The organism is Pseudoalteromonas sp. B160, assembly GCF_037162485.1.
GTDB lineage: Bacteria > Pseudomonadota > Gammaproteobacteria > Enterobacterales > Alteromonadaceae > Pseudoalteromonas > Pseudoalteromonas rhizosphaerae.
In genome coordinates this window covers 2,404,103-2,427,855 of record NZ_JARLUX010000001.1, presented here as the reverse complement: position 1 = coordinate 2,427,855, position 23,753 = coordinate 2,404,103, and the positions used below count along the sequence as shown (strand labels likewise).

At 42.3% G+C, this 23,753-nt stretch carries 15 protein-coding genes, 3 rRNA genes and 3 pseudogenes; 11 read left to right on the top strand and 10 right to left on the bottom strand.

Annotated elements, in window-relative coordinates; all coding sequences use genetic code 11:
* Positions 1 to 398: 398 nt before the first annotated feature.
* The 5 genes from rrf to rph all read right to left on the bottom strand — a co-directional run bounded on the left by rrf (position 399) and on the right by rph (position 7,345).
* A 5S ribosomal RNA gene (gene rrf, locus P4S61_RS11315) occupies positions 399 to 513 on the bottom strand.
* 131 nt (positions 514 to 644) lie between these two features.
* Positions 645 to 3,532, bottom strand: a 23S ribosomal RNA gene (locus P4S61_RS11310).
* A gap of 296 nt (positions 3,533 to 3,828) precedes the next feature.
* Positions 3,829 to 5,370: ribosomal RNA gene (locus P4S61_RS11305) — 16S ribosomal RNA — on the bottom strand.
* Together the 16S, 23S and 5S rRNA genes form the textbook arrangement of a ribosomal RNA operon.
* A gap of 596 nt (positions 5,371 to 5,966) precedes the next feature.
* Positions 5,967 to 6,611 carry an orotate phosphoribosyltransferase gene (gene pyrE / locus P4S61_RS11300; RefSeq protein WP_145237117.1) on the bottom strand — a complete coding sequence of 215 codons (645 nt, stop codon included), beginning with the start codon at positions 6,609 to 6,611 and terminating at the stop codon, positions 5,967 to 5,969.
* A 20-nt stretch (positions 6,612 to 6,631) separates the two neighbouring features.
* Entirely contained in the window at positions 6,632 to 7,345 is a 714-nt protein-coding gene (gene rph / locus P4S61_RS11295; protein ID WP_145237114.1) for a ribonuclease PH, read from the bottom strand.
* Between the two features lie 178 nt (positions 7,346 to 7,523).
* Here rph and P4S61_RS11290 point away from each other — a divergent pair, with 178 nt between their 5' ends.
* From P4S61_RS11290 to P4S61_RS11265, 6 genes are all read left to right on the top strand, one after another.
* Positions 7,524 to 8,384: a YicC/YloC family endoribonuclease gene (locus tag P4S61_RS11290; protein ID WP_145237110.1), complete on the top strand. Its 861-nt coding sequence runs from the start codon at positions 7,524 to 7,526 to the stop codon at positions 8,382 to 8,384.
* A 112-nt stretch (positions 8,385 to 8,496) separates the two neighbouring features.
* Positions 8,497 to 9,117 carry a guanylate kinase gene (gmk, locus tag P4S61_RS11285; RefSeq protein WP_337118286.1) on the top strand — a complete coding sequence of 207 codons (621 nt, stop codon included), beginning with the start codon at positions 8,497 to 8,499 and terminating at the stop codon, positions 9,115 to 9,117.
* Positions 9,118 to 9,234: 117 nt separating this feature from the next.
* On the top strand, positions 9,235 to 9,510 hold the full coding sequence (gene rpoZ / locus P4S61_RS11280) for a DNA-directed RNA polymerase subunit omega (protein WP_337118285.1): 276 nt from the start codon (positions 9,235 to 9,237) through the stop codon (positions 9,508 to 9,510).
* A 128-nt stretch (positions 9,511 to 9,638) separates the two neighbouring features.
* The gene (gene spoT, locus P4S61_RS11275) at positions 9,639 to 11,744 is read left to right on the top strand and encodes a bifunctional GTP diphosphokinase/guanosine-3',5'-bis pyrophosphate 3'-pyrophosphohydrolase (protein WP_145237104.1); all 2,106 of its coding nucleotides are present in this window, start codon (positions 9,639 to 9,641) and stop codon (positions 11,742 to 11,744) included.
* A gap of 12 nt (positions 11,745 to 11,756) precedes the next feature.
* Entirely contained in the window at positions 11,757 to 12,149 is a 393-nt protein-coding gene (locus P4S61_RS11270) for a RidA family protein (protein WP_145237101.1), read from the top strand.
* Positions 12,150 to 12,302: 153 nt separating this feature from the next.
* Positions 12,303 to 13,907, top strand: coding sequence for a DUF342 domain-containing protein (locus P4S61_RS11265; protein ID WP_145237098.1), 1,605 nt, complete (start codon positions 12,303 to 12,305; stop codon positions 13,905 to 13,907).
* Between the two features lie 51 nt (positions 13,908 to 13,958).
* Here P4S61_RS11265 and asnA read toward each other — a convergent pair whose 3' ends face one another.
* Positions 13,959 to 14,954: an aspartate--ammonia ligase gene (gene asnA, locus P4S61_RS11260; RefSeq protein ID WP_257324694.1), complete on the bottom strand. Its 996-nt coding sequence runs from the start codon at positions 14,952 to 14,954 to the stop codon at positions 13,959 to 13,961.
* A gap of 198 nt (positions 14,955 to 15,152) precedes the next feature.
* Between asnA and asnC the strand changes: the two genes are divergently transcribed.
* The 3 genes and pseudogenes from asnC (at position 15,153) to recG (ending at position 18,493) form a co-directional block, all read left to right on the top strand.
* The gene (asnC, locus tag P4S61_RS11255; protein WP_145237092.1) at positions 15,153 to 15,611 is read left to right on the top strand and encodes a transcriptional regulator AsnC; all 459 of its coding nucleotides are present in this window, start codon (positions 15,153 to 15,155) and stop codon (positions 15,609 to 15,611) included.
* 54 nt (positions 15,612 to 15,665) lie between these two features.
* The gene (gene trmH / locus P4S61_RS11250; protein ID WP_337118284.1) at positions 15,666 to 16,352 is read left to right on the top strand and encodes a tRNA (guanosine(18)-2'-O)-methyltransferase TrmH; all 687 of its coding nucleotides are present in this window, start codon (positions 15,666 to 15,668) and stop codon (positions 16,350 to 16,352) included.
* A gap of 60 nt (positions 16,353 to 16,412) precedes the next feature.
* Positions 16,413 to 18,493: pseudogene (recG, locus tag P4S61_RS11245) on the top strand (ATP-dependent DNA helicase RecG).
* Positions 18,494 to 18,543: 50 nt separating this feature from the next.
* Here recG and P4S61_RS11240 read toward each other — a convergent pair.
* Both P4S61_RS11240 and P4S61_RS11235 read right to left on the bottom strand, forming a co-directional pair.
* The gene (locus P4S61_RS11240; protein ID WP_337118283.1) at positions 18,544 to 19,461 is read right to left on the bottom strand and encodes a porin; all 918 of its coding nucleotides are present in this window, start codon (positions 19,459 to 19,461) and stop codon (positions 18,544 to 18,546) included.
* 159 nt (positions 19,462 to 19,620) lie between these two features.
* Positions 19,621 to 20,496 (bottom strand): LysR family transcriptional regulator, encoded by an 876-nt coding sequence (locus P4S61_RS11235; protein ID WP_145237078.1) that lies wholly within the window; start codon positions 20,494 to 20,496, stop codon positions 19,621 to 19,623.
* Between the two features lie 91 nt (positions 20,497 to 20,587).
* Here P4S61_RS11235 and P4S61_RS11230 point away from each other — a divergent pair, with 91 nt between their 5' ends.
* Positions 20,588 to 20,962, top strand: a complete 375-nt coding sequence (locus P4S61_RS11230) for a DUF413 domain-containing protein (RefSeq protein ID WP_145237075.1) — start codon at positions 20,588 to 20,590, stop codon at positions 20,960 to 20,962.
* An 89-nt stretch (positions 20,963 to 21,051) separates the two neighbouring features.
* A complete protein-coding gene (locus P4S61_RS11225; RefSeq protein ID WP_337118282.1) occupies positions 21,052 to 22,287 on the top strand; it encodes a diguanylate cyclase in 1,236 nt (411 codons plus the stop codon).
* Here P4S61_RS11225 and rarD read toward each other — a convergent pair.
* Positions 22,284 to 23,208: pseudogene (rarD, locus tag P4S61_RS11220) on the bottom strand (EamA family transporter RarD). The gene P4S61_RS11225 and the pseudogene rarD sit on opposite strands and share 4 nt — an antisense overlap.
* 52 nt (positions 23,209 to 23,260) lie before the next feature.
* A pseudogene (locus tag P4S61_RS11215) lies at positions 23,261 to 23,714 on the bottom strand (thioesterase family protein).
* Positions 23,715 to 23,753 lie beyond the last annotated feature (39 nt).

Genomic DNA, 23,753 nt, shown 5'->3' with positions numbered 1-23,753 from the left:
GGTAGAGAGTCACATAGCAAATGCGACACTATCTTTGTGTCGGGGCGGCGCTTGTGCGGGGCTCGCCTTCGAGCTGTGTATAGGAATACACATGCCGTAGAGCATAGGATTGCAAGAGCGGTCACTAGTGAGTTCGGCATGGGGTCTTGGCTTGGTGTTTTAACTTTGTTCCAGACGTAAAAAAGCCCGACTATTGCTAGTCGGGCTTTCTCAATTTGGAGCTTGGTGATGTCATAGTGCCCACAGCGGTAGAGAACCACATAGCAAATGTATAGAGTAGGCTTTAGGCTCTTATTCTTTTTCTTTAACCTATTACCTTTCACCTCGAACCTTTATTTTTACTTTATGCCAGACGTAAAAAAGCCGCTTCATTTCTGAAGCGGCTTTCTCAATTTGGAGCCTGGCAATGTCCTACTTTCACATAGCAAATGCTACACTATCATCGGCGCTGTTTCGTTTCACTACTGAGTTCGGCATGGGGTCAGGTGGGTCCAAAACGCTATTGTTACCAAGCAAATTTGGTGTTAATCGCGTTAGCAATTAACTAAAATTTGGAATTCTGATAATAAAGTTTTCAGTAAATCTACTTTAGTCTATTAACTTCTTGCGCTATCAACTATCACATAAAACGCGTTTGGCGTTGTATGGTTAAGCCTCACGGGTAATTAGTACAAGTTAGCTTAACATATCACTATGCTTCCACATCTTGCCTATCAACGTTGTAGTCTTCAACGGCCCTTCAGAGAGCTTATAGCTCTAGTGAGAACTCATCTCGAGGCCTGCTTCGCGCTTAGATGCTTTCAGCGCTTATCAGTTCCGAACGTAGCTACCGGGCAATGCCATTGGCATGACAACCCGAACACCAGCGGTTCGTTCACTCCGGTCCTCTCGTACTAGGAGCAACCCCTCTCAATTCTCAAACGCCCACGGCAGATAGGGACCGAACTGTCTCACGACGTTCTAAACCCAGCTCGCGTACCACTTTAAATGGCGAACAGCCATACCCTTGGGACCGACTTCAGCCCCAGGATGTGATGAGCCGACATCGAGGTGCCAAACACCGCCGTCGATATGAACTCTTGGGCGGTATCAGCCTGTTATCCCCGGAGTACCTTTTATCCGTTGAGCGATGGCCCTTCCATTCAGAACCACCGGATCACTATGACCTACTTTCGTACCTGCTCGACGTGTCTGTCTCGCAGTTAAGCTGGCTTCTACCATTACACTAACCGTACGATGTCCGACCGTACTTAGCCAACCTTCGTGCTCCTCCGTTACTCTTTGGGAGGAGACCGCCCCAGTCAAACTACCCACCAGGCACTGTCCGTAACCCCGATTCAGGGGCCAACGTTAGAACATCAAAACTACAAGGGTGGTATTTCAAGGACGACTCCAACAAAAACTAGCGTCTCTGCTTCTAAGTCTCCCACCTATCCTACACATGTAGGTTCAATGTTCAGTGCCAAGCTGTAGTAAAGGTTCACGGGGTCTTTCCGTCTAGCCGCGGGTACACAGCATCTTCACTGCGATTTCAATTTCACTGAGTCTCGGGTGGAGACAGCGTGGCCATGGTTACACCATTCGTGCAGGTCGGAACTTACCCGACAAGGAATTTCGCTACCTTAGGACCGTTATAGTTACGGCCGCCGTTTACCGGGGCTTCGATCAAGAGCTTCTCCGAAGATAACCCCATCAATTAACCTTCCGGCACCGGGCAGGTGTCACACCGTATACGTCATCTTGCGATTTTGCACAGTGCTGTGTTTTTAATAAACAGTCCCAGCCACCTGGTCACTGCGGCTCCAATCAGCTTAGAGAGCAAGTCTCATCACCAATCGGAGCGTACCTTCTCCCGAAGTTACGGTACGATTTTGCCTAGTTCCTTCACCCGAGTTCTCTCAAGCGCCTTAGTATTCTCTACCTGACCACCTGTGTCGGTTTGGGGTACGATTCGGTATAATCTGAAGCTTAGAGGCTTTTCCTGGAAGTATGGCATCAGCAACTTCATCACCTTAGTGACTCGTCTCGTGTCTCAGCCTAACAGCAACCCGGATTTACCTAAGTCACTAGCCTACTCACTTTCACATGGACTACCAACGCCATGCTTGCTTAGCCTGCTCCGTCCCCCCATCGCAATTATACCAAGTACGGAAATATTAATCCGTTTCCCATCGACTACGCCTTTCGGCCTCGCCTTAGGGGTCGACTTACCCTACCCTGATTAACATGGGATAGGAACCCTTGGTCTTCCGGCGTGCGGGTTTTTCACCCGCATTATCGTTACTCATGTCAGCATTCGCACTTCTGATACGTCCAGCATACCTCCCGGTACACCTTCAACCGCTTACAGAACGCTCCCCTACCACTCAGAATAAATTCTGAATCCGCAGCTTCGGTGCATAGTTTAGCCCCGTTACATCTTCCGCGCAGACCGACTCGACCAGTGAGCTATTACGCTTTCTTTAAAGGATGGCTGCTTCTAAGCCAACCTCCTGGCTGTCTGGGCCTTTCCACATCGTTTCCCACTTAACTATGACTTTGGGACCTTAGCTGGCGGTCTGGGTTGTTTCCCTCTTCACGACGGACGTTAGCACCCGCCGTGTGTCTCCCGGATATTACTTTACGGTATTCGGAGTTTGCAAAGGGTTGGTAAGTCGGGATGACCCCCTAGCCTTAACAGTGCTCTACCCCCGTAAGTATTCGTCCGAGGCTCTACCTAAATAGATTTCGGGGAGAACCAGCTATCTCCCGGTTTGATTAGCCTTTCACTCCTAGCCACAGGTCATCCCCTAACTTTTCAACGTTAGTGGGTTCGGTCCTCCAGTTGATGTTACTCAACCTTCAACCTGCCCATGGCTAGATCACCGGGTTTCGGGTCTATACCTTGCAACTAGTCGCCCAGTTAAGACTCGGTTTCCCTACGGCTACCCTATTCGGTTAACCTCGCTACAAAATATAAGTCGCTGACCCATTATACAAAAGGTACGCAGTCACCCAACAAGTGGGCTCCTACTGCTTGTACGTACACGGTTTCAGGTTCTATTTCACTCCCCTCACAGGGGTTCTTTTCGCCTTTCCCTCACGGTACTGGTTCACTATCGGTCAGTTGGGAGTATTTAGCCTTAGATGATGGTCCACCTATATTCAGTCAAAGTTTCACGTGCTCCGACCTACTCGATTTCACTTAAAAGGGATTTTCATGTACGGGACTATCACCCTGTATCGTGGCACTTTCCAGAGCCTTCCATTAACACCAATTAAGCTTAAGGGCTGTTCCGATTTCGCTCGCCGCTACTTTCGGAATCTCGGTTGATTTCTTTTCCTACGGGTACTTAGATGTTTCAGTTCTCCGCGTTCGCCTCGTTAACCTATGTATTCAGTTAACGATACCTGCAAGCAGGTGGGTTTCCCCATTCGGAAATCCTAGTCTCAAGTGCTTTTTACTAGCTTGACTAGGCTTATCGCAAGTTAATACGTCCTTCATCGCCTCCAACTGCCAAGGCATCCACCGTGTACGCTTAGTCACTTAACCATACAACCCAAACGGGTCTTTGTTTCGTGACAGTTTAACTTCGCCAGAAGTTAATATTGAATACTAAAGTAGATACCAATCAACAAACGTAAACGTTCATTAAATGGCACTGAATGATACTGCTATCATTCTTTTTTACTTTTGAAAACTCTGTACAAATACACTGTATTTATACGAATTTTATTATCAGCTTTTCCAAATTTTTAAAGAGCATATTAATTAGTTATCCCAAAGGGATACGCACTAATTAACAATCATCTGTGTGGACACTACGAACAAATAAGTTCTAAATCGTATAAGGAGGTGATCCAGCCCCAGGTTCCCCTAGGGCTACCTTGTTACGACTTCACCCCAGTCATGAATCACTCCGTGGTAAACGTCCTCCCGAGGGTTAGACTATCTACTTCTGGAGCAACCCACTCCCATGGTGTGACGGGCGGTGTGTACAAGGCCCGGGAACGTATTCACCGCGTCATTCTGATACGCGATTACTAGCGATTCCGACTTCATGGAGTCGAGTTGCAGACTCCAATCCGGACTACGACGCACTTTAAGTGATTCGCTTACTCTCGCGAGTTCGCAGCACTCTGTATGCGCCATTGTAGCACGTGTGTAGCCCTACACGTAAGGGCCATGATGACTTGACGTCGTCCCCACCTTCCTCCGGTTTATCACCGGCAGTCTCCTTAGAGTTCTCAGCATTACCTGCTAGCAACTAAGGATAGGGGTTGCGCTCGTTGCGGGACTTAACCCAACATCTCACAACACGAGCTGACGACAGCCATGCAGCACCTGTATCAGAGTTCCCGAAGGCACCAAACTATCTCTAGTAAGTTCTCTGTATGTCAAGTGTAGGTAAGGTTCTTCGCGTTGCATCGAATTAAACCACATGCTCCACCGCTTGTGCGGGCCCCCGTCAATTCATTTGAGTTTTAACCTTGCGGCCGTACTCCCCAGGCGGTCTACTTAATGCGTTAGCTTTGAAAAACAGAACCGAGGCTCCGAGCTTCTAGTAGACATCGTTTACGGCGTGGACTACCAGGGTATCTAATCCTGTTTGCTCCCCACGCTTTCGTACATGAGCGTCAGTGTTGACCCAGGTGGCTGCCTTCGCCATCGGTATTCCTTCAGATCTCTACGCATTTCACCGCTACACCTGAAATTCTACCACCCTCTATCACACTCTAGTTTGCCAGTTCGAAATGCAGTTCCCAGGTTGAGCCCGGGGCTTTCACATCTCGCTTAACAAACCGCCTGCGTACGCTTTACGCCCAGTAATTCCGATTAACGCTCGCACCCTCCGTATTACCGCGGCTGCTGGCACGGAGTTAGCCGGTGCTTCTTCTGTAAGTAACGTCACAGATAACCTCTATTAAAGACTACCCTTTCCTCCTTACTGAAAGTGCTTTACAACCCGAAGGCCTTCTTCACACACGCGGCATGGCTGCATCAGGCTTGCGCCCATTGTGCAATATTCCCCACTGCTGCCTCCCGTAGGAGTCTGGGCCGTGTCTCAGTCCCAGTGTGGCTGATCATCCTCTCAAACCAGCTAGGGATCGTTGCCTTGGTAAGCCATTACCTTACCAACTAGCTAATCCCACTTGGGCTAATCTTTTGGCGTGAGGCCCGAAGGTCCCCCACTTTGGTCCGTAGACATTATGCGGTATTAGCAGTCGTTTCCAACTGTTGTCCCCCACCAAAAGGCATATTCCCAAGCATTACTCACCCGTCCGCCGCTCGTCAGCAAAGTAGCAAGCTACTCTCTGTTACCGCTCGACTTGCATGTGTTAGGCCTGCCGCCAGCGTTCAATCTGAGCCATGATCAAACTCTTCAATTAAAAGTTTTTTGTCTTTCGACAGCTCAATGAATTCTGAATTTATTTAATATCTTTCGATATTGAATTGACTGTGCCGAAGCAACTTATAAATAAGTTACTTCTGTTGGTCACTCAGTTTCAATTGAGACTCTAAATTTTTTGCCTTGCTTAGCGAACCAAGCTTGGCTGTTAGAACTCAATCTGTACGAGTGCCCACACAGATGATTGCTTTATATTGTTAAAGAACGCTGCGGTTAAAGTTAAACTTTATCTCGCTAGGGCTGCGCATGTTACGCTTTCCTATTTTTTTGTCAACACTTAATTTTAAACTTTATTAAAAATCTAAACTCAAGTTTTACTCGACTAACTGATTAACTCTTGCCTCGCTAAGCGTTGCTGTCTGCCGTCTCAGTGGGGTCGCATTATAGGGCGCGGCGAATTTTACGCAAGCGTTTTTTAAAGAAAACTTGAAATAAAGTGCTGTTCGTTCAAAATTCAAGCCAAACCCTACAAAAGAGATACTTTTTTAACTTCAAAATAACTTTATACGGTTATAAAACGCAAAAGCCCGATGAAAATCATCGGGCTTTTGTTGAATAGCTTTAAGTATACTTAGGTTAAGCTATACCATATTGCTCACGATAAGCTTTTACTGATGCAAGATGCTCGTTCATAGTACCTTTAGTTTCAAGGTAGCTAATTAAATCTGCAAGTTTTACTATTGAAACTACTTTAGTATTAAAGTCACGTTCTACTTCTTGAATTGCAGACAGTTCAGCTTTGCCTTTTTCTTGACGATCAAGAGCTATCAAGACACCACTTAGATCCGCACCATTTTCTGCAATAATTTCCATAGACTCACGAATTGCTGTGCCAGCAGTGATCACGTCATCTACTAACATGATTTTGCCTTTTAGCTCAGAGCCTACTAATGTGCCGCCTTCACCGTGTGCTTTCTTCTCTTTACGGTTAAAGCAATAAGGCACATCTTTATTGTGATGATCTGCAAGTGCTACTGCGGTAGTTGTTGCAATTGGAATACCTTTATAAGCAGGACCGAATAAAACATCATATTCAATGCCTGCATCTTCAAGGGCGGCAGCATAAAAACGACCAAGACGTGCAAGGTCACGACCTGTATTAAACAATCCCGCATTAAAGAAGTAAGGGCTAGTACGGCCAGACTTTAAAGTAAACTCACCAAACTTTAACACCTGTTTTTCTAAGGCGAATTCAATAAACTCTATTTGATAATCTTTCATTACTATAAACCTATTACTTATTAAGCTAATGCTTGCTTCTGAACGTCAATGATTTCGCGGATTGAATGCTTCGCAAGAGTGAGTAATTCATCAAGCTCATCAAACGAGAAAGGTTCGCCCTCGGCTGTACCCTGCACTTCAATAATTTTACCTGTTTCGGTCAGAATTACGTTCATATCTGTTTCAGCGTCAGAATCTTCTAAATATTCTAAATCGCTAATAGCTTGGCCTTTATAAATACCTACCGAAATAGCTGCAATCATAAATTTAAGAGGATTTGAATTGATCATACCCTTGCTACGCATATGTGTTAACGCATCGACTAGAGCAACACAAGCACCACTGATTGATGCAGTACGAGTTCCGCCATCAGCTTGAATAACATCACAATCAATAGTAATGGTATTTTCGCCTAACGCTTTTAAATCAACTGCGGCACGAAGTGCGCGTGCAATTAAACGTTGAATTTCCATAGTACGACCGCTTTGCTTGCCACGCGCCGCTTCACGGCCATTTCGGGTATGGGTAGAGCGCGGTAACATACCGTACTCAGCTGTGATCCAGCCTTTACCTTGGCCTTTCATAAAACGCGGTACACCTGATTCAACAGTGGCTGTACAAAGTACTTTTGTGTTACCAAACTCAACCAACACAGAGCCTTCAGCATGCAAAGTGTAATTACGTGTAAATGTAACCGGTCTAATTTGGTTAGGTGTTCTTTCGCTTGGACGCATTCACGATCCCCTTAATTCAGAATTTCCCACATTATATGTATATATAGCTGTAGATGCCATGCTGATTTAAACAAAAGCAAATTGTAAAATTCGCAGCAACAAAAATTTCCGCTAGAGCTTAACCAGTGTTACGGTATAATCACTTTTAATATTGTTTAATAAAACTAGGAAACCATCCATGATCCACAGTATGACTGCTTACGCGCGTCGCGAAATAAAAGGCGATTGGGGCACTGGCACGTGGGAAGTTCGTTCAGTTAACCAACGCTACCTTGAAACCTTTATTCGCGCACCTGAGCAATTTCGTGGCATGGAGCCGGTGATCCGTGAGCGCCTACGTAAACATTTACAACGCGGCAAGGTTGAAGTGTTCTTAAAGTTTGTGGCAAACCCAGCCCATGTTGGTGAACTTTCAATTAATGAGGCGTTGGCTGCACAACTGATCAATAGCGCCAAATGGGTGCAACAACAAAGTAATGGCGATATTAATCCTGTCGACATCTTACGTTGGCCTGGTGTTATGGAAGCTGAAGAGCTAGATATGGATAGCGTTAACACCGCACTCATTGCTGGTTTTGATCAAGTGATTGAAGATTTTAAATCTGCACGTGGTGATGAAGGCGCTAATCTTGAAGAGATGATAGCCACTCGCCTTGATGCTATTTTAGAGCAAGTAGCGATAGTTGAAACTCACATGCCAGAAATTGCCAAATGGCAGCGTGAAAAATTAGCACAAAAATTAGAAGATTTAACTGCAAATATTGACGAAGCTCGCCTTGAGCAAGAGCTCATCTACCTTGCACAAAAACAAGACGTAGCTGAAGAACTAGACCGTTTAAAATCTCATGTCAAAGAAACTAAAAAAATCCTTAAAAAAGGTGGCGCTTGTGGTCGTCGTTTAGATTTCATGATGCAAGAGTTTAACCGCGAAGCAAACACCCTCGCCTCTAAATCAATCAATAGCGACATCACCAATGCTGCGGTTGAGCTTAAAGTATTGATAGAGCAAATGCGTGAGCAGATCCAGAATATTGAGTAAGTGTTTCTTGGCTCAACTTGAGCAGTGTTTGGTTATTAAAGTATAATGGTGTTATCTAAGGCTTGAGTTACTTGTAACTCAAGCCTATTTATTTTTAGTAGAGAGCAAAGTAATGACGCAAACTCGCGGAAACTTATTTATTTTATCGGCACCATCTGGTGCGGGTAAATCCAGCTTAATCAATGCATTGTTAACTAAGTATAATGATATAAAAGTATCTGTATCGCATACTACTCGCTCGCCTCGTCCGGGCGAAGCAAATGGCGTGCATTACCACTTTGTAAATGTTGATGAATTCAAATCATTAATTGAAAAGAATGATTTTTTTGAATGGGCGCAAGTGTTCGATAATTACTACGGTACATCAAAGCAAGCAATTGAAGAGCAGCTTGCAGCAGGTATTGATGTATTTTTAGATATTGATTGGCAAGGTGCACGTCAAGTTCGTGATCTGGTCGCTGATGTTGAAACCATTTTTATCCTACCACCGTCAAAAGTTGAGCTTGAAGCGCGCTTAAATAATCGCGGCCAAGATTCACAAGAAATCATTGCTGGTCGCATGGCAAAAGCACAATCTGAAACGTCTCATTACAATGAATATGACTATGTCGTGGTTAACGATGATTTTGCAACTGCGCTGAAGGAAATTGAGACGATCGTATTGGCAAAACGCTTATCGCTACAAAGCCAAGCTATTCGCCATCAAGATTTACTCGTAGACTTACTGCGTTAAATCCTAATTTGGGTTCAGTAAGTATTTTATTTGTTTAAATTAACCACAAGCTATTGGCGAATCTGACTCGGTGCAGTAAACTACGTCTTTGCTTAAAAATTTATTTGGAGTGCTAAGATGGCTCGCGTAACTGTTGAAGATGCAGTAGATGCAATTGGTAATCGTTTTGATTTAATTTTAGTTGCGGCCCGTCGTGCCCGTCAAATCGCGGTCGGTGGTAAAAAGCCACTGGTTGATCCTGAAAACGATAAACCAACGGTTGTTGCTTTACGTGAAATTGAACTTGGTTTAGTAGATAGCTCATCAATGGATCTTATTGATCGTGAAGAGCAACAACATCAAGAGGCGGCTGAAATGGTTGCAGTTGCAGCTATTGTAGGCGGCAACCAATAATCTGACTTCCTTGTCTGATTTAGCCAACGGTATAGTATTTCTATTCTAGCCGTTGGCAATCCCTTCTTTTCATCGTATATTCTTAACATACCGTTACCTATTTGCTTCACGAGAACATTGGAGTGTGAATGTATCTTTTTGAAGGTCTAAAAAAGAAAATATCAGAATACTTACCTGCTGCTGATGTAGAGCTGGTACAAAAAGCCTATGTGGTAGCCCGAGAGGCCCATGAGGGTCAAACTCGCTCAAGTGGCGAACCTTACATTACTCACCCTGTTGAAGTAAGCCAAATTCTGGCTGGTATGCATTTAGATCACGAAACGTTAATGGCTGCATTAATGCATGATGTGATTGAAGACACCGACTTTAGCCAACAAGATTTAGCCGAAATTTTTGGCGAGACAGTCGCCGAATTAGTTGAGGGCGTAAGCAAGCTTGATAAGCTCAGCTTTAAAGATAAAAAAGAATTCCAAGCTGAAAACTATCGAAAAATGATTATGGCAATGACACAAGATATTCGTGTTATTTTAATCAAACTTGCTGATCGTACTCATAATATGCGCACTCTTGGAGCATTACGTCCTGACAAACGTCGACGTATTGCCCGCGAAACGTTAGAGATTTATGCGCCGATTGCTAATCGTTTAGGTATTCACGATATTAAAAATGAGTTAGAGGATTTAGGTTTTCAAGCCCTCTACCCGATGCGTCATCGCGCTTTAAAGTCAGAAGTTGCCAAAGCGCGCGGCAATCGCAAAGAAGTCATTTCAAATATCCAAACCGAGATAACAGCACGCCTTGAAGAAGCTGGCATTACAGCCACTGTTTCTGGGCGCGAAAAACACTTATATAGTATTTATAAAAAAATGCTTAATAAAGAGTTACTGTTTAATGAAGTCATGGATATCTACGCATTTAGAATTGCAGTTGATTCAATGGATATCTGCTATCGGGTACTTGGTGTTGCCCATAATTTATATAAGCCAATTGAAACTCGCTTTAAAGATTATATAGCAGTACCTAAAACTAATGGTTATCAATCGTTGCATACCTCATTAGTTGGTCCACATGGGATCCCTGTTGAGATCCAGATCCGTACTCACGATATGGATCACATGGCAGATAAAGGAGTTGCTGCTCATTGGATGTATAAAAAATCCGGTGATAGCGCAGGCCACACTGCACAACAACGTGCACGTCAGTGGATGCAAAGTTTGTTGGAATTACAACAAAGCGCAGGCTCATCATTTGAATTTGTTGAAAACGTTAAAACAGAGCTATTCCCAGAAGAAATTTACGTGTTCACTCCTGATGGTCGCATAGTCGAGTTACCTATGGGTGCAACCGCCGTTGATTTTGCATACGCGGTCCATACCGATGTTGGTAATACCTGTGTGGGTGCACGCGTTAACCGTAAACCTCATCCGTTAAGTAAAGCATTAGATACGGGTCAAACAGTTGAAGTGATTACCAGCTCAGGTGCGCACCCTAACGCAACGTGGTTAAACTTTATTGTTACCGGTAAAGCACGTTTAGGAATTCGCAATTACCTGAGGAGCCAACATCATGAAGAAGCTTTATTACTTGGCCGTCGCTTACTCGACTCAGCTTTAGGTGAAACGAAGTTCGATGATCTGCCTGACGAAAATATTAGTCGCGTATTAGCAGAACATGAACTCAATACTGTATTAGAGCTATTAGTTGAAATTGGCTGCGGTAATTTAATGAGCATGCTGATCGCACGCCGCTTACTGCAAAATGACAATGATGATTTAGGCGATATGACTAAAAATGCTAAAGCGACCATTATTGGCACTGAAGGCATGCTAGTTAATTATTCTAAATGTTGTCGACCAGTGCCTGGGGATGCTATCACCGCACATATAAGCCAAGGTAAAGGCATCACGGTTCACCGCCAAGAATGTAAAAATATTCGCGGCTGGGAAACTGAACGCTCCAAGTACTTGGTTGTTAAATGGGATGATAATCCAGAAAAAGAATATATTGCAGCACTGCGTGTGGAAATCATAAACCACCAAGGCGCACTCGCAAAACTAACCAATGTAATTGCTACAACCCAAGCAAACATAGTGGAAATTGCCACAGATGAAAAAGAAAGTAATTTATACGTGATAGATTTAGGGATCACCGTGAAAAACCGTGTCCATGTTGCTAATATCATGCGCCGCATTCGCGTAATGCCTGATGTGCAAAAAGTCTATCGTAAAAAATAACATAGGAAAATCATGAATAAAGCATTTATTTCTACGGATCTAGCACCTGCTGCCATCGGCACTTATAGCCAAGCAGTAAAAGTTGGTACAGCAGTTTACTTATCGGGTCAAATTCCATTAGTTCCAGCAACGATGGAAGTGATCTCTGAAGATTTCGCAGAACAAACACATCAAGTATTTAAAAATATTAGTGCGGTATGTGAAGAAGCCGGTGGCAACATCCAAGACTTGGTAAAAGTTAATATCTATTTAACTGATCTATCTAACTTTGCGACGGTAAATGAAGTAATGAGCCAATACTTCAAAGCACCTTACCCTGCCCGAGCAGCAATTGGCGTGCGCGCATTACCAAAAAACGTGCAAGTTGAAATTGACGGTATTATGGAATTGCCTTCAACAAATTAAGCTTACAGCAATACACCTAGGTATTTATGCTTAGGTGTATTAACTCATCAGTCCCCTTTTCCTCGATTTTCTTGACAGTTATTCAAATCTCTAGCACTCTATCCTTATATAATTATAAAAACCTTTAACTTAAGTGTTGTAAAAGGATGATCCGTGTTTAAGCTTGCTCATAACGGTAATGTACTACTCGATGTTATAGAACATTCGCCGCCTAGTGCCGCTTTTGTTATTGAGGCTCTAGAAAAATCAACATTCTGTGAATGTCGCATAGACTATGATGCTATCAATGCTTTTTTTAAAGAGCCTAGTAGCGAACGTAGTTTAGTGGTTGCCAGTAAGCATGACGCCACACTAACTGTTACACTCAGTGATGATAAAATGTTAGCAACAGGCGAACTCACACTCGCACAAGGTGGCAAAGTTTTAGCCCTTGATCAAGCGAAACAGCAGCTGATCAAAGCTGGGGTTGCTCGGGGCTACAAACAAGCATTTTTAGAGCAGCTGCTACAAAAACAATTTGAATTACCCGCTGGCACTACCGTTAAAGGTATCCTCGCTAAAGGTCGCTTACCAGAAGACGGCAAATCATCAAAATTACTCCCTCAAGTATTAACTTTAAAAGAGCGTTTGCATACCCCGAAACTGCGCGAAGATGGCACTGTCGATATGCGCGACTTTGGCAAGTTAGCAAGTGTTGAACCCGGTACATTGTTAGTTCGACAGCAACCCGCAACCCCTGGTAAAGAAGGTTTTACCGTAAAAGGCGATGTACTTCCGGCAAAAGCAGGAGAAAGTAGCCCGCTAGTTGCTGGTGAGGGCAGTGAAATATCAAAAACTAATCCTCTTGAATTAATCTCAAGTATTGCGGGCGTACCAGTCGAAATACAAAATGGCATGCGCGTTGATGATATTTTTACGATTGGCGATGTCACAGTTAAAAGCGGCCATATAAACTTTGATGGCAGCATTATTGTCACTCATAATATAGAGCCAGGCATGAAAGTAACCGCGAAAGGCGATATAACTGTGATGGGGACGGTTGAATCCGGAGAACTGACAGCGCAAGGTAATATCACCATTAAACAAGGTGTGATTGGCCACCAGCTAGATGATAAAACACTTTCGTGCAAAATTATTTGTAACGGTGATATTCATTTATCTCACGCCCAATATAGCTACCTTGAAGGTAATAATATTTTTATTGAGCGCCAAGCTAGCCACTGCGCAATGAAAGCGACTAAGCTTTTACAGATAGGCCAAGCAGACAATCCACAAGGGAAGTTATTTGGTGGCGAGATCCTGGATGCCGGAATGATTATCGCTGGTGAAATTGGTAATGAATCTGGCGCTAAAATGCTCATAAACATGGTTGCCTCAGGAAAGTCTGTTACTACTGAAACCGATGAATGCCTTAAAGAATTAGCTAAAACCGATGAGCAATTAGACACCCTGCAAGCAACGCTAGAAAAGGCCGATTTAGTAAAAGATTTAGATAAGAAAAAACTATTGCTCGCTAAAATTGGAGCTACTCAGCAACATTATTGCCAACAAGCAGAGCAGCTAGAAAAACGCCTAACAACGCTAGAACAAAGTCTATATGAACTACTTGATAATGCTAATTTAGCGGTCAATAAAAAATTGCATTCTGGGGTAGAAATCCACATTTTCGATAAAGTATTAAGAACAAATCGCAGCTATCCTCCTTGTAACGTAAAACTGCAAGAAGGAAAAATAGAGATTGAATTTAAAACCAGTTGATCGCAAGCAGATAGAGACTAACAGCAGATAGTCTCTATTGTCTCGTCTACGTTATAAAATACCAGCCACTTGTTGTTTTAACTCCTCCGGCCATACACTTACTTGTACTTGACCGATGTGAGGTTTTTGTAATAACAACATCGCCAATCGAGATTGACCAATGCCACCACCTATTGTCTGTGGTAATTGTTTAGCTAGTAGTTGCTTATGCCAATCAAATTCTAAACGAGCTTGGTCACCGGTAATTGCAAGCTGTGCAACTAATGCTTCTGGTGATACGCGAATACCCATTGATGAAATTTCAAAAGCATCTTCAAGCACAGGGTTCCACAGTAAAATATCACCATTTAAGCCACTGTATTGCTCGCAGGTCTGAGTCGACCAATCATCGTAGTCAGGTGCGCGTACATCATGAATCTTACCATCGGCTAATGCCCCACCAATGCCTATCAAAAACACCGCACCATATTCTTGTGTAATCGCTTTTTCGCGCTGCTTGGCGGTAAAATCAGGGTACATTTGACGTAACTGTTCACTGTGTACAAAAGTAATATCAGCGGGTAAAAATGGTGATATACCAAATTCATCAGCAACAAATTGCTCGGTTGCTTTTAAGCCTTTATACAAGGCTTGTACTGTTTCTTTTAACTTATCAAGAGAGCGCTCAGAACTGGCACAAATTACTTTCTCCCAATCCCACTGATCAACATAAACAGAATGGATGGGGCTTAATGACTCTTCATCCGGGCGCAACGCTTTCATATGTGTGTATAAACCTTCACCAATTGCAAAGCCGTGCTCAGCTAGTGTTTTTCGCTTCCATTTTGCCAAAGAGTGAACCACTTCAAATTGACTCGCTGGAATAGTTTTAACTTTTACCGCAACCGCATTTTCAGTGCCACTTAGGTTATCTTGGATACCATCGCCTACTTTAGCCAAAATAGGCGCTTGTACTTCAATTAACCCTAGCTGTTGTTCTAGCTGGTGTGAAAAATACTGTTTAACTTTACTAATTTGCAGCTGTTGCTTGACAAAGTGTGAACTCATAATAATTGGCCTCATTCCCAGTTATTGTTACTTGCATAAATGCATGATTGCACTATGAGCAACCATGTCGTTAAAGCAATCCTCAATCATTTTGCACTTTAATTCAATAACCAATAACAAAAACACCTTTACCATATTAATTTGATTAATTTAGTGGTATAAAAAATGATGATTCAATAATTTAAAGATGATATTTATATGGAAAATTATCAAATCGATAATCTTGATAAACAGATCCTCCACGCATTAATGGATAATGCCCGCACAGCCTATGCAGAATTAGCCAAACGGTTCGCCGTTAGCGCAGGTACAATTCATGTACGGATTGAAAAAATGAAACAAGCCGGGATCATTACAGGCACCCAAGTTAGCGTCAATGCCAAGCAGTTAGGCTACGATGTATGTTGTTTTATTGGCATCAACCTCAATAATGCTCGAGACTACCCACAAACCTTATTGCACCTAAAGGAACTTGAAGAAGTCGTTGAGGCTTATTACACAACCGGTAACTACAGTATTTTTATTAAGGTAATGACCCGTTCAATTGATCATTTACAAGATGTATTGATCAATAAGATTCAAGCTATCGAAGCTATTCAGTCAACCGAAACGCTAATATCACTGCAAAACCCAATTAGCCGCTCAGTAATGCCTTAAGACGGTAATTCCCGTATAATAGCGGCAATTTTATGAGTTCAGACAAGGCTAAAAATGGAAAACACCCGCTATCATCGCATTAAACACGTACTAGATCGTCGTCAAACCGATTTAACCGTGTGCTTAGAAGATGTGCACAAACACCATAACTTGTCTGCAATTGTTCGCAGCGCTGATGCTGTGGGTTGCCATAATGTTCATGCAGTATGGCCACAAAACCAAAAATGGCTCACCAATAATACCTCTGGGGGCAGTAAAAATTGGATCGCAACTCACTTACATAAAGATATCGACAGCGCTGTGGCTATGATGCGCCTGCATAATCCGCAAGTACAAATACTCGCTACTAACTTATGCCCTGATGCTGTTGACTACCGTGAGATTGATTATACTCTGCCAACAGCCATTATTGTCGGCCAAGAAAAAACCAGGATCTCTCCACAAGCGCTTGCCCACGCAGATAAAAACATTATTATTCCAATGCAAGGTATGGCGCAGTCTCTGAATGTGTCTGTGGCCGCTGCACTGATATTATTTGAGGCACAAAACCAACGCCTGCAAGCCGGCTTATATGAGCGCACTATGCTGGATGAGAGCATAAAACATAAGATGCTATTTGAAGGTTGCCATCCAATCATTGCACAAAAATGCAAAGAAAAATCGCAACCCTATCCAGCCCTCGATGAAAATGGTGAAATCATCGCTGATGATGAGTTTTGGCACAAATTAAAACATGCTTGATGACAGGCCTGTTCGCACGTAAACTAAAAAGTATCTAAAAATGAAAGATTTGAGCGTATTGTGTCAAAGCCAACTTTAAGCCGCTACCCAATCACTGACCTCAAAGGCGTTGGTCCAAAGATGGCCGAGCGGCTAAAAAAACTCGGCATTAGCACAGTGCAAGATATGCTCTTTCATCTACCGCTTCGATATGAAGACCGCACCCGTATTTATGCTATCAGTGATTTAGCTGTGCATAGTCATGTCAGTATTGAAGCCACCATAGAAACCAGCCAAATTACCTTTGGTAAACGTAAAATGCTCGTTTGCCAAGTTAACGATGGTACTGGACGACTCACCCTGCGATTTTTTAATTTTACTGCAGCACAAAAGAATACCTTAAGTAGCGGTAAGGTGATCCGCTGTTTTGGCGAGGTACGACGTGGCAGAGTCGGTTATGAAATGACTCATCCTGAATACAGCCTCAGCGATACACCGAGCGAACAACCAACAGCAACCACACTAACGCCTGTTTACTCGACAACGGAAGGGTTAAAACAACTGTCGATCCGTGCATTAAGTGATCAGGCGATTGCATTACTTGAAAAATATCAGGTAGAAGAGTTATTGCCAGTGCAATTCCAACACGCTGGTATGGATTTAACTCAAGCACTGCTACTTTTACATCGCCCCGCTAATGATGTAGATATCACCGCATTAGAGCAAGGCCTGCACCGGCTCAACAACGTTTAGTGTTTGAAGAGTTACTGGCGCAAAATTTGAGCTTATTAAAATTACGTCAACAAGGACAGCAAGTAAAAGCAGTTGCTCTGAACCCTATTAATCATCTGGAGCATGACTTTTTAGCGCAGCTCCCCTTTGCTCCAACCAACGCGCAAAACAAAGTCGTCGCTGAAATAAAAAACGATTTGCAGTCTCCTTATCCAATGATGCGCTTAGTACAAGGCGATGTTGGCTCAGGTAAAACCCTGGTTGCGGCACTGAGCGCCTTAACAGCTATCGCACAGGGCTATCAGGTGGCATTAATGGCACCCACCGAAATTCTGTCAGAACAACATGGCATTACTTTCGAAAATTGGTTTACGGCTTTAGGTATAACTACAGCATGGCTCGGTGGTAAAACCAAAGGAAAAGAACGCAGCGCAACGCTTGAAAAAATAGCATCAGGTGAAGCGCAAATGATTGTTGGGACTCATGCGTTATTTCAAGAACAAGTAACATTTAATAACCTAGTGCTTATTATTATTGACGAACAACACCGCTTTGGCGTCCATCAGCGCTTATCGCTACGAGAAAAAGGCCGTTTTGGTGATTGCTATCCCCATCAACTGGTTATGACAGCAACACCGATCCCACGTACACTGGCGATGACAGCTTATGCCGATTTAGAAACGTCCGTGATTGATGAGTTGCCACCAGGACGTACCCCAATTAAAACCATTGCACTACCTGATACGCGTCGTGATGAAATTATTGCTCGTGTAAAAACAGCCTGTACCGAGCAAGGTCGTCAAGTATATTGGGTATGCACCTTAATTGATGAATCGGAAGCATTGCAATGCCAAGCAGCAGAAGATAGCGCACTGCAATTAACTCATGCACTGCCAGAGTTAACTATAGGATTAGTTCATGGCCGTATGAAAGCAGCAGAAAAGCAAGCTATTATGAGCGAGTTCAAAGCTGGAAAGATTCATATATTAGTGGCGACAACGGTCATTGAAGTCGGTGTAGATGTGCCGAATGCCAGTTTGATCATCATTGAAAATCCTGAACGGCTAGGCCTTGCACAATTACATCAGTTACGTGGTCGAGTTGGTCGTGGTGCAATCGCATCCCATTGTGTGCTTTTATACCACGCACCGCTGTCTCATACTGCACAAAAACGTTTGGCTGTTCTAAGAGATAGCAATGATGGTTTTGTAATTGCAGAACGTGATTTGGAAATTCGTGGTCCAGGTGAAGTGCTCGGCACAAAACAAACAGGTTTAGCGGAATTTAAAATTGCTGACTTAACCAGAGATAAGCACACACTCAACTTAGTCAGACCTATCGCACTACAAATGCTCCGCCAGTATCCTGAACAAGTAGAACAACTAATCAATCGCTGGCTTGCGGGTAAATCAGTGTATGCACAAGCTTAATTGTAAAAAGCCTTACTGTAATAAGTAAGGCTTTTTCAACAGTCTAAAGACTAAAACTTGTATTCCATGCCAACACCTAAGTAATCTTGATCAACATTGCTGTCCATATCAAAATTAGTGTAGAAGGCAAATAACTTGGTGTTTTTGCTCAAGGAGTGATCAACACCTGCAGAGATGGCAGACTTTTTATCACCCGCATCAAAATCCATTACTTGGTATTGAACTTTAAATGTATTGCTATCAAGAGTGTAAGCCGCATTAACTAAATAACCATCGGCATCACCGCTACCATCCACTTTTTCTTGGCTTTGGTACATTGCACCTAATTTAAAATCAGCTACCTTCCCTTGCACGGTAGCGCGTACAACATCATAACCATTAACTTCACTGTCGGCAGCAACTGATGCATAAACATTGCTTTTCTTCAGTCCAGCATCGCCATAAGTAAGTGCTAATGAATAACCGCTATCGCCATAACTGTCTTTTTCTGCAACGTAAGTTGCAAGCACTTTAAAGCCACTTAAATCCTTTGATGAATAAGTAACTGTATCACTAAGACGGTTTTCACCTTTAAATAAATTTTTGATATCACCTTCAAGGTTATCAAATAAATCCAACTTTCCTTGTGATTGCTTTAAAGCAGTATCATTACGGCCAATCACTAGTTGACCAAATCCACCTTTTAAACCAACGTATTGATTACGTGATGTAACCGTGTCTTTTGAATCATCAGAAACATTAACTTGAAATTCGAACTTATAAATAGCTTCTAAGCCATCACTGATGTTTTCAGAACCTTTAAAACCGATTCGCGATGCATTGCTTTTAATTTCGCTGAATGACCCTTCACCGTCATCCGAAGATTGCACAGAGACATTTGCTTTACCATACACATCAACATCAGCAAATGCAGAAAAAGATAAACCACTTAACACAGCTAGTAATAGGCTCGACTTTGCAAATTTCATATTATTTCCTCAATAAACGCAACAGACTAATTTTTAATTCGCTGCATTTTGCCTGCGGTAAATGACAGAAATATTACAACAGAAATATTTATGACTCATATTATTCATAAAAAGGAACAACAAAAGACATCAAATCAACACAAAACTGTCATATATAGCTTACTTAGCACTAAATTCACTGCTTATTGTTGGTGTTAATTCCAGTAATAAATTAACCAACGTCTCAAGCAAGGGTTTTTGTTCATTATCTCTGTGATAAGCGACAAAAATATCCCGAGAAGTATGTTCCACATCAGACACTCGATGTAGCTCCCCTTTATCTATATGGCTTTTCGCTAAAACTTCAGGAATAAATGCACTACCTCCACATTGTAGTATCAAATCTAATGCAATGCGTCCTGTGCTGGTACGAAAATATGGTGGAGTGTGGCCAGTAAATTGCCGTGCATGCCAAAGTGAGAAGGTAGTTCCCCAGTCAACATAGACATATTGATTATCAAAAAAGTTATCATTAGCAGCTCCTTCAAATGCACTGATAGGTATAATTGGCAAGGTGCAAATACGCTCAACTACTAATTCATCCACTTTTGGTGGATCAAATAAAATCGCTAGATCTAAGGTGCGCTCTAATAATAACCTTGTACTTTCTTGCTGTGCTTTAACTTCAGCCACCAGCGATACCCCTGGCATTGCAGAAACAATATTAGTGATACCAAACTGTAAAAAAGCATCCCAAATATTGGGCGTCCCTGCTAAACTTACTTGCTTATGCATATTATCAGCAAGAGCAACATCGACTTTAGCTCGTTGCATACCAGTAATAATCATTTGCGCATGGGGTAATAAGCGCTCCCCTGGTGCAGTCAATTGGATGTTATTACGTTGGCGGATAAATAAATTAACCCCTAGTCCTTGTTCTAATTGACGAATTCGAAAACTCACCGCAGACTGCGTAATGTAAAGGTTTTCAGCCGCTTTACCAAAGTGACGAGTACGTACCACTTCGACAAAGGTTTTCAATAAATCTATATCCAATTATTTATCCTCACGATAAAAATTTTTTGTTTAATAAATTGCGCAACTTGATCCATACTCCAGCTTGAAAATAGGGTATGAGGAAACAGCCATGAGCAATGATATTTCACTACTTCGCCAAGCATTTGTAAGCCAACGTCAGTTTTATGATGATCAAAACTTTCCGCGCGGATTCGGCCGCAGCGGTAATTTCACCTTACTAGAAGCCAGTATCCTTGAACAACACGGTGTTGTTCTAAAAGGGTTATATAATAAAACCCTTGAACCACAAAATGAAATCCAAGAACAATTTTTTGCCGTTGTCTCTGGTAATCAAGAACCAACCAACGCAATTGAACGTGCGTGGATTAAATACCTAAAGCTAACGACCTGTAAAGCAAAGTTTCATACTCTGTTTGGGCGTTCTAAAATTTCAAGTCCTGCACCACAAAATCCAGACTACTATTCGGAGTCTGATAGTTTATAAAAGTAATGGTGTTATTTGCTTTTTCGTGTTTTAACAGTTACAACTTGTATAACTGAATAAACTTGGCTATGCCAAAAACAAGGTGTTACGTGACACGAAAAATACTCATCATTGAAGATACGCCAACTATAGCGCGAGTGCAAAAACACATTGCAATTAAAGTTGGCTATGACGCTGATATAGCTGGCACATTAGCGCAAGCAAAAGAGTTAATCAGCAAAAATAGCTATTTTTGCGCAGTGGTAGATTTTATTTTACCGGACGCTCCGCAAGGGGAAGCAATTCCCTGCACTATAGCAGCTGATATCCCCACCATTGTCATGACAGGTAACATAGATTTAAAAACCCGTGATACTGTTGAAAAATACCCAATCATTGATTACATCACCAAAGAAAATAAACAAGCTTACCAATATTTAGAAAAACAGTTACAACGCTTACCTCGTAATGAAGAGGTCAAAGTATTGGTGGTTGATGACTCTGTTGCAACTCGACATCATATCTGTAATTTACTGAAACGCCATAAGTATCAGGTTTTAGAGGCCAATGATGGTGTTGAAGCGCTCGCCGTACTGGAAAAAACTCCCGATGTAGCCGTGATCATTACTGATAATGAAATGCCCAATATGAATGGTGATGAATTATGTACTGAGATCCGCCGTTTATACAGCAATGATGAAAAAGCCATTATTGGTATTTCAGGTTCTGATACTTCACACCTTTCCGCACGCTTCTTAAAAAATGGTGCTAACGATTATTTACGTAAACCATTTAACAGCGAAGAGTTTTATTGTCGTTTGAGCCAAAACGTTGACATGCTAGAGCAAATTACGACTATTCGCTTGCAAGCCAATACTGACTATTTAACTAAACTACCTAATCGTCGCTACTTCTTTGAAGAAACCGCAAAATCGTTAAAACAACTGAAGAAACAAGAATTAACACCTTCTTTAGCAATGTTTGATATTGACCACTTTAAATCAATCAACGATACCTACGGCCATGATGCCGGCGATGAAGTACTCAAGGGACTGGCTATCTGCTTTGCTAAATATTTTAAAAAGCACTTAGCAGCTCGTTTAGGCGGTGAAGAATTTGCAGTTTATTTTAGTGATACTGATAAAAATGAAGTAGTAAAACGCCTAGAGGGTTTTCGTCATTTCATTGAGCTCAATAGCCCTGAATTTAGCCAACAGAAAATTAAATTTACCTTGTCTATTGGTTACGCACATCAGTCTGTTTATCAAATCGATGAATTATTAAAACAGGCTGATGTTAAACTTTATGAAGCCAAAGAAACGGGCCGCAATAAAGTCAGTGCTTAAACAGGCTTAGTTGGAGCAGGGATATTTTCACGCTTGCGCTTTTGTGCTTGTCGATATGAATCGTAGCTAAAAATTGCCAGCGCACTCCAAATACAAGCAAATGTTACTATTCGTTCAGCACTAAATACTTCACCATAAAATACCACCGCCAACACAAACATTAAACTTGGCCCAATATATTGGAAAAACCCTAAGGTAGTATACTGCAATCGCTTGGCAGCACCTGTAAAGCAAAGTAGTGGCAGTGTGGTAATAACGCCTGCACTGATCAACAATACATTAGTATGCCAATCATTCGCTACGAAATCAGAGCTATTCGATGGCGCCATTAACCACCAATATACTAAAGCAACTGGCAATAATATTAATGCCTCTAGTAGTAACCCTAAGCAATGATTCGATAGGTAACTTTTTACGAAGTAAGCCATACACCGCAAATGACCCTGCTAATGAAAGTGCGACCACCGGAAATGAGCCAAAACTAATAACTTGGATCACCACACCACATAACGCCAGAGCAACCGCTAGCGCTTGCCATTTGCGTAGTTTTTCACTTAAAAAAAGCATACCTAGCAGTACGTTTAATAACGGATTGATATAATAACCAAGACTTGCATCAAGCATATGATCATTATTAACCGCCCAAATAAATAGCCCCCAGTTAAAGCCAAGTAAGGTGGCCGTAATAACCAGCATAGCAATGAGTTTAGGGTGTTTAAGCATATGCTGCACTTTATGCCATTGCTTCATTACTGCAACAATGATGACGATGAATAATACCGACCAAACCACACGATGCATCAGTATTTCAAAAGCTGATATATGCTGTAGTAATTTAAAATAAATAGGTGCTAAGCCCCACATAAAAAAAGCCATACAGGCTAAGATAACACCTTTACGCTGTTCAGGATTAGTTGGCATAGATTGTTTCTGATGTAGATGAAAGGCCGCTAGTTTACCTGCCAGCTACGCTTTATCCAACTAAATAAGTTGCCGTGCCAAAAGCTATTTGAGTACCTTGTTCGTTATGGAGCTCCATCCGACATACGCATACTTTATTACCGGAGCGAATTAGCTTGGCACTAGCGGTAAATTCAAGTCCTTTGCCTGGACGCAAGTAATCAGTGCGCAAATCGATGGTGCCGAGTGTCGCTAGCTTGGTTTGAATACTAACTATATTAAGCTCAGTGAGCTTATCTATCATCGCCGCCGCAGCGAGCATCCCCCACATTATCAAGCACCGCAGAGATCACACCACCGTGGAGAATTTTTTGAGCGGGATTACCGATAAAGACATCCTGCCAAGGAAAGCTTATTTGCGCTTGTTCCGCATCTAGTGATTTAACTTTTATTTGTAAAAACTGGTTAAACGGCATTTGCTCTACAAAAACTTTAGCAACTTGGTCAATTAATTGGGCTTTATTCATTATTATTATCCGCAACTTTATAACTGGTAAGATGAGTAA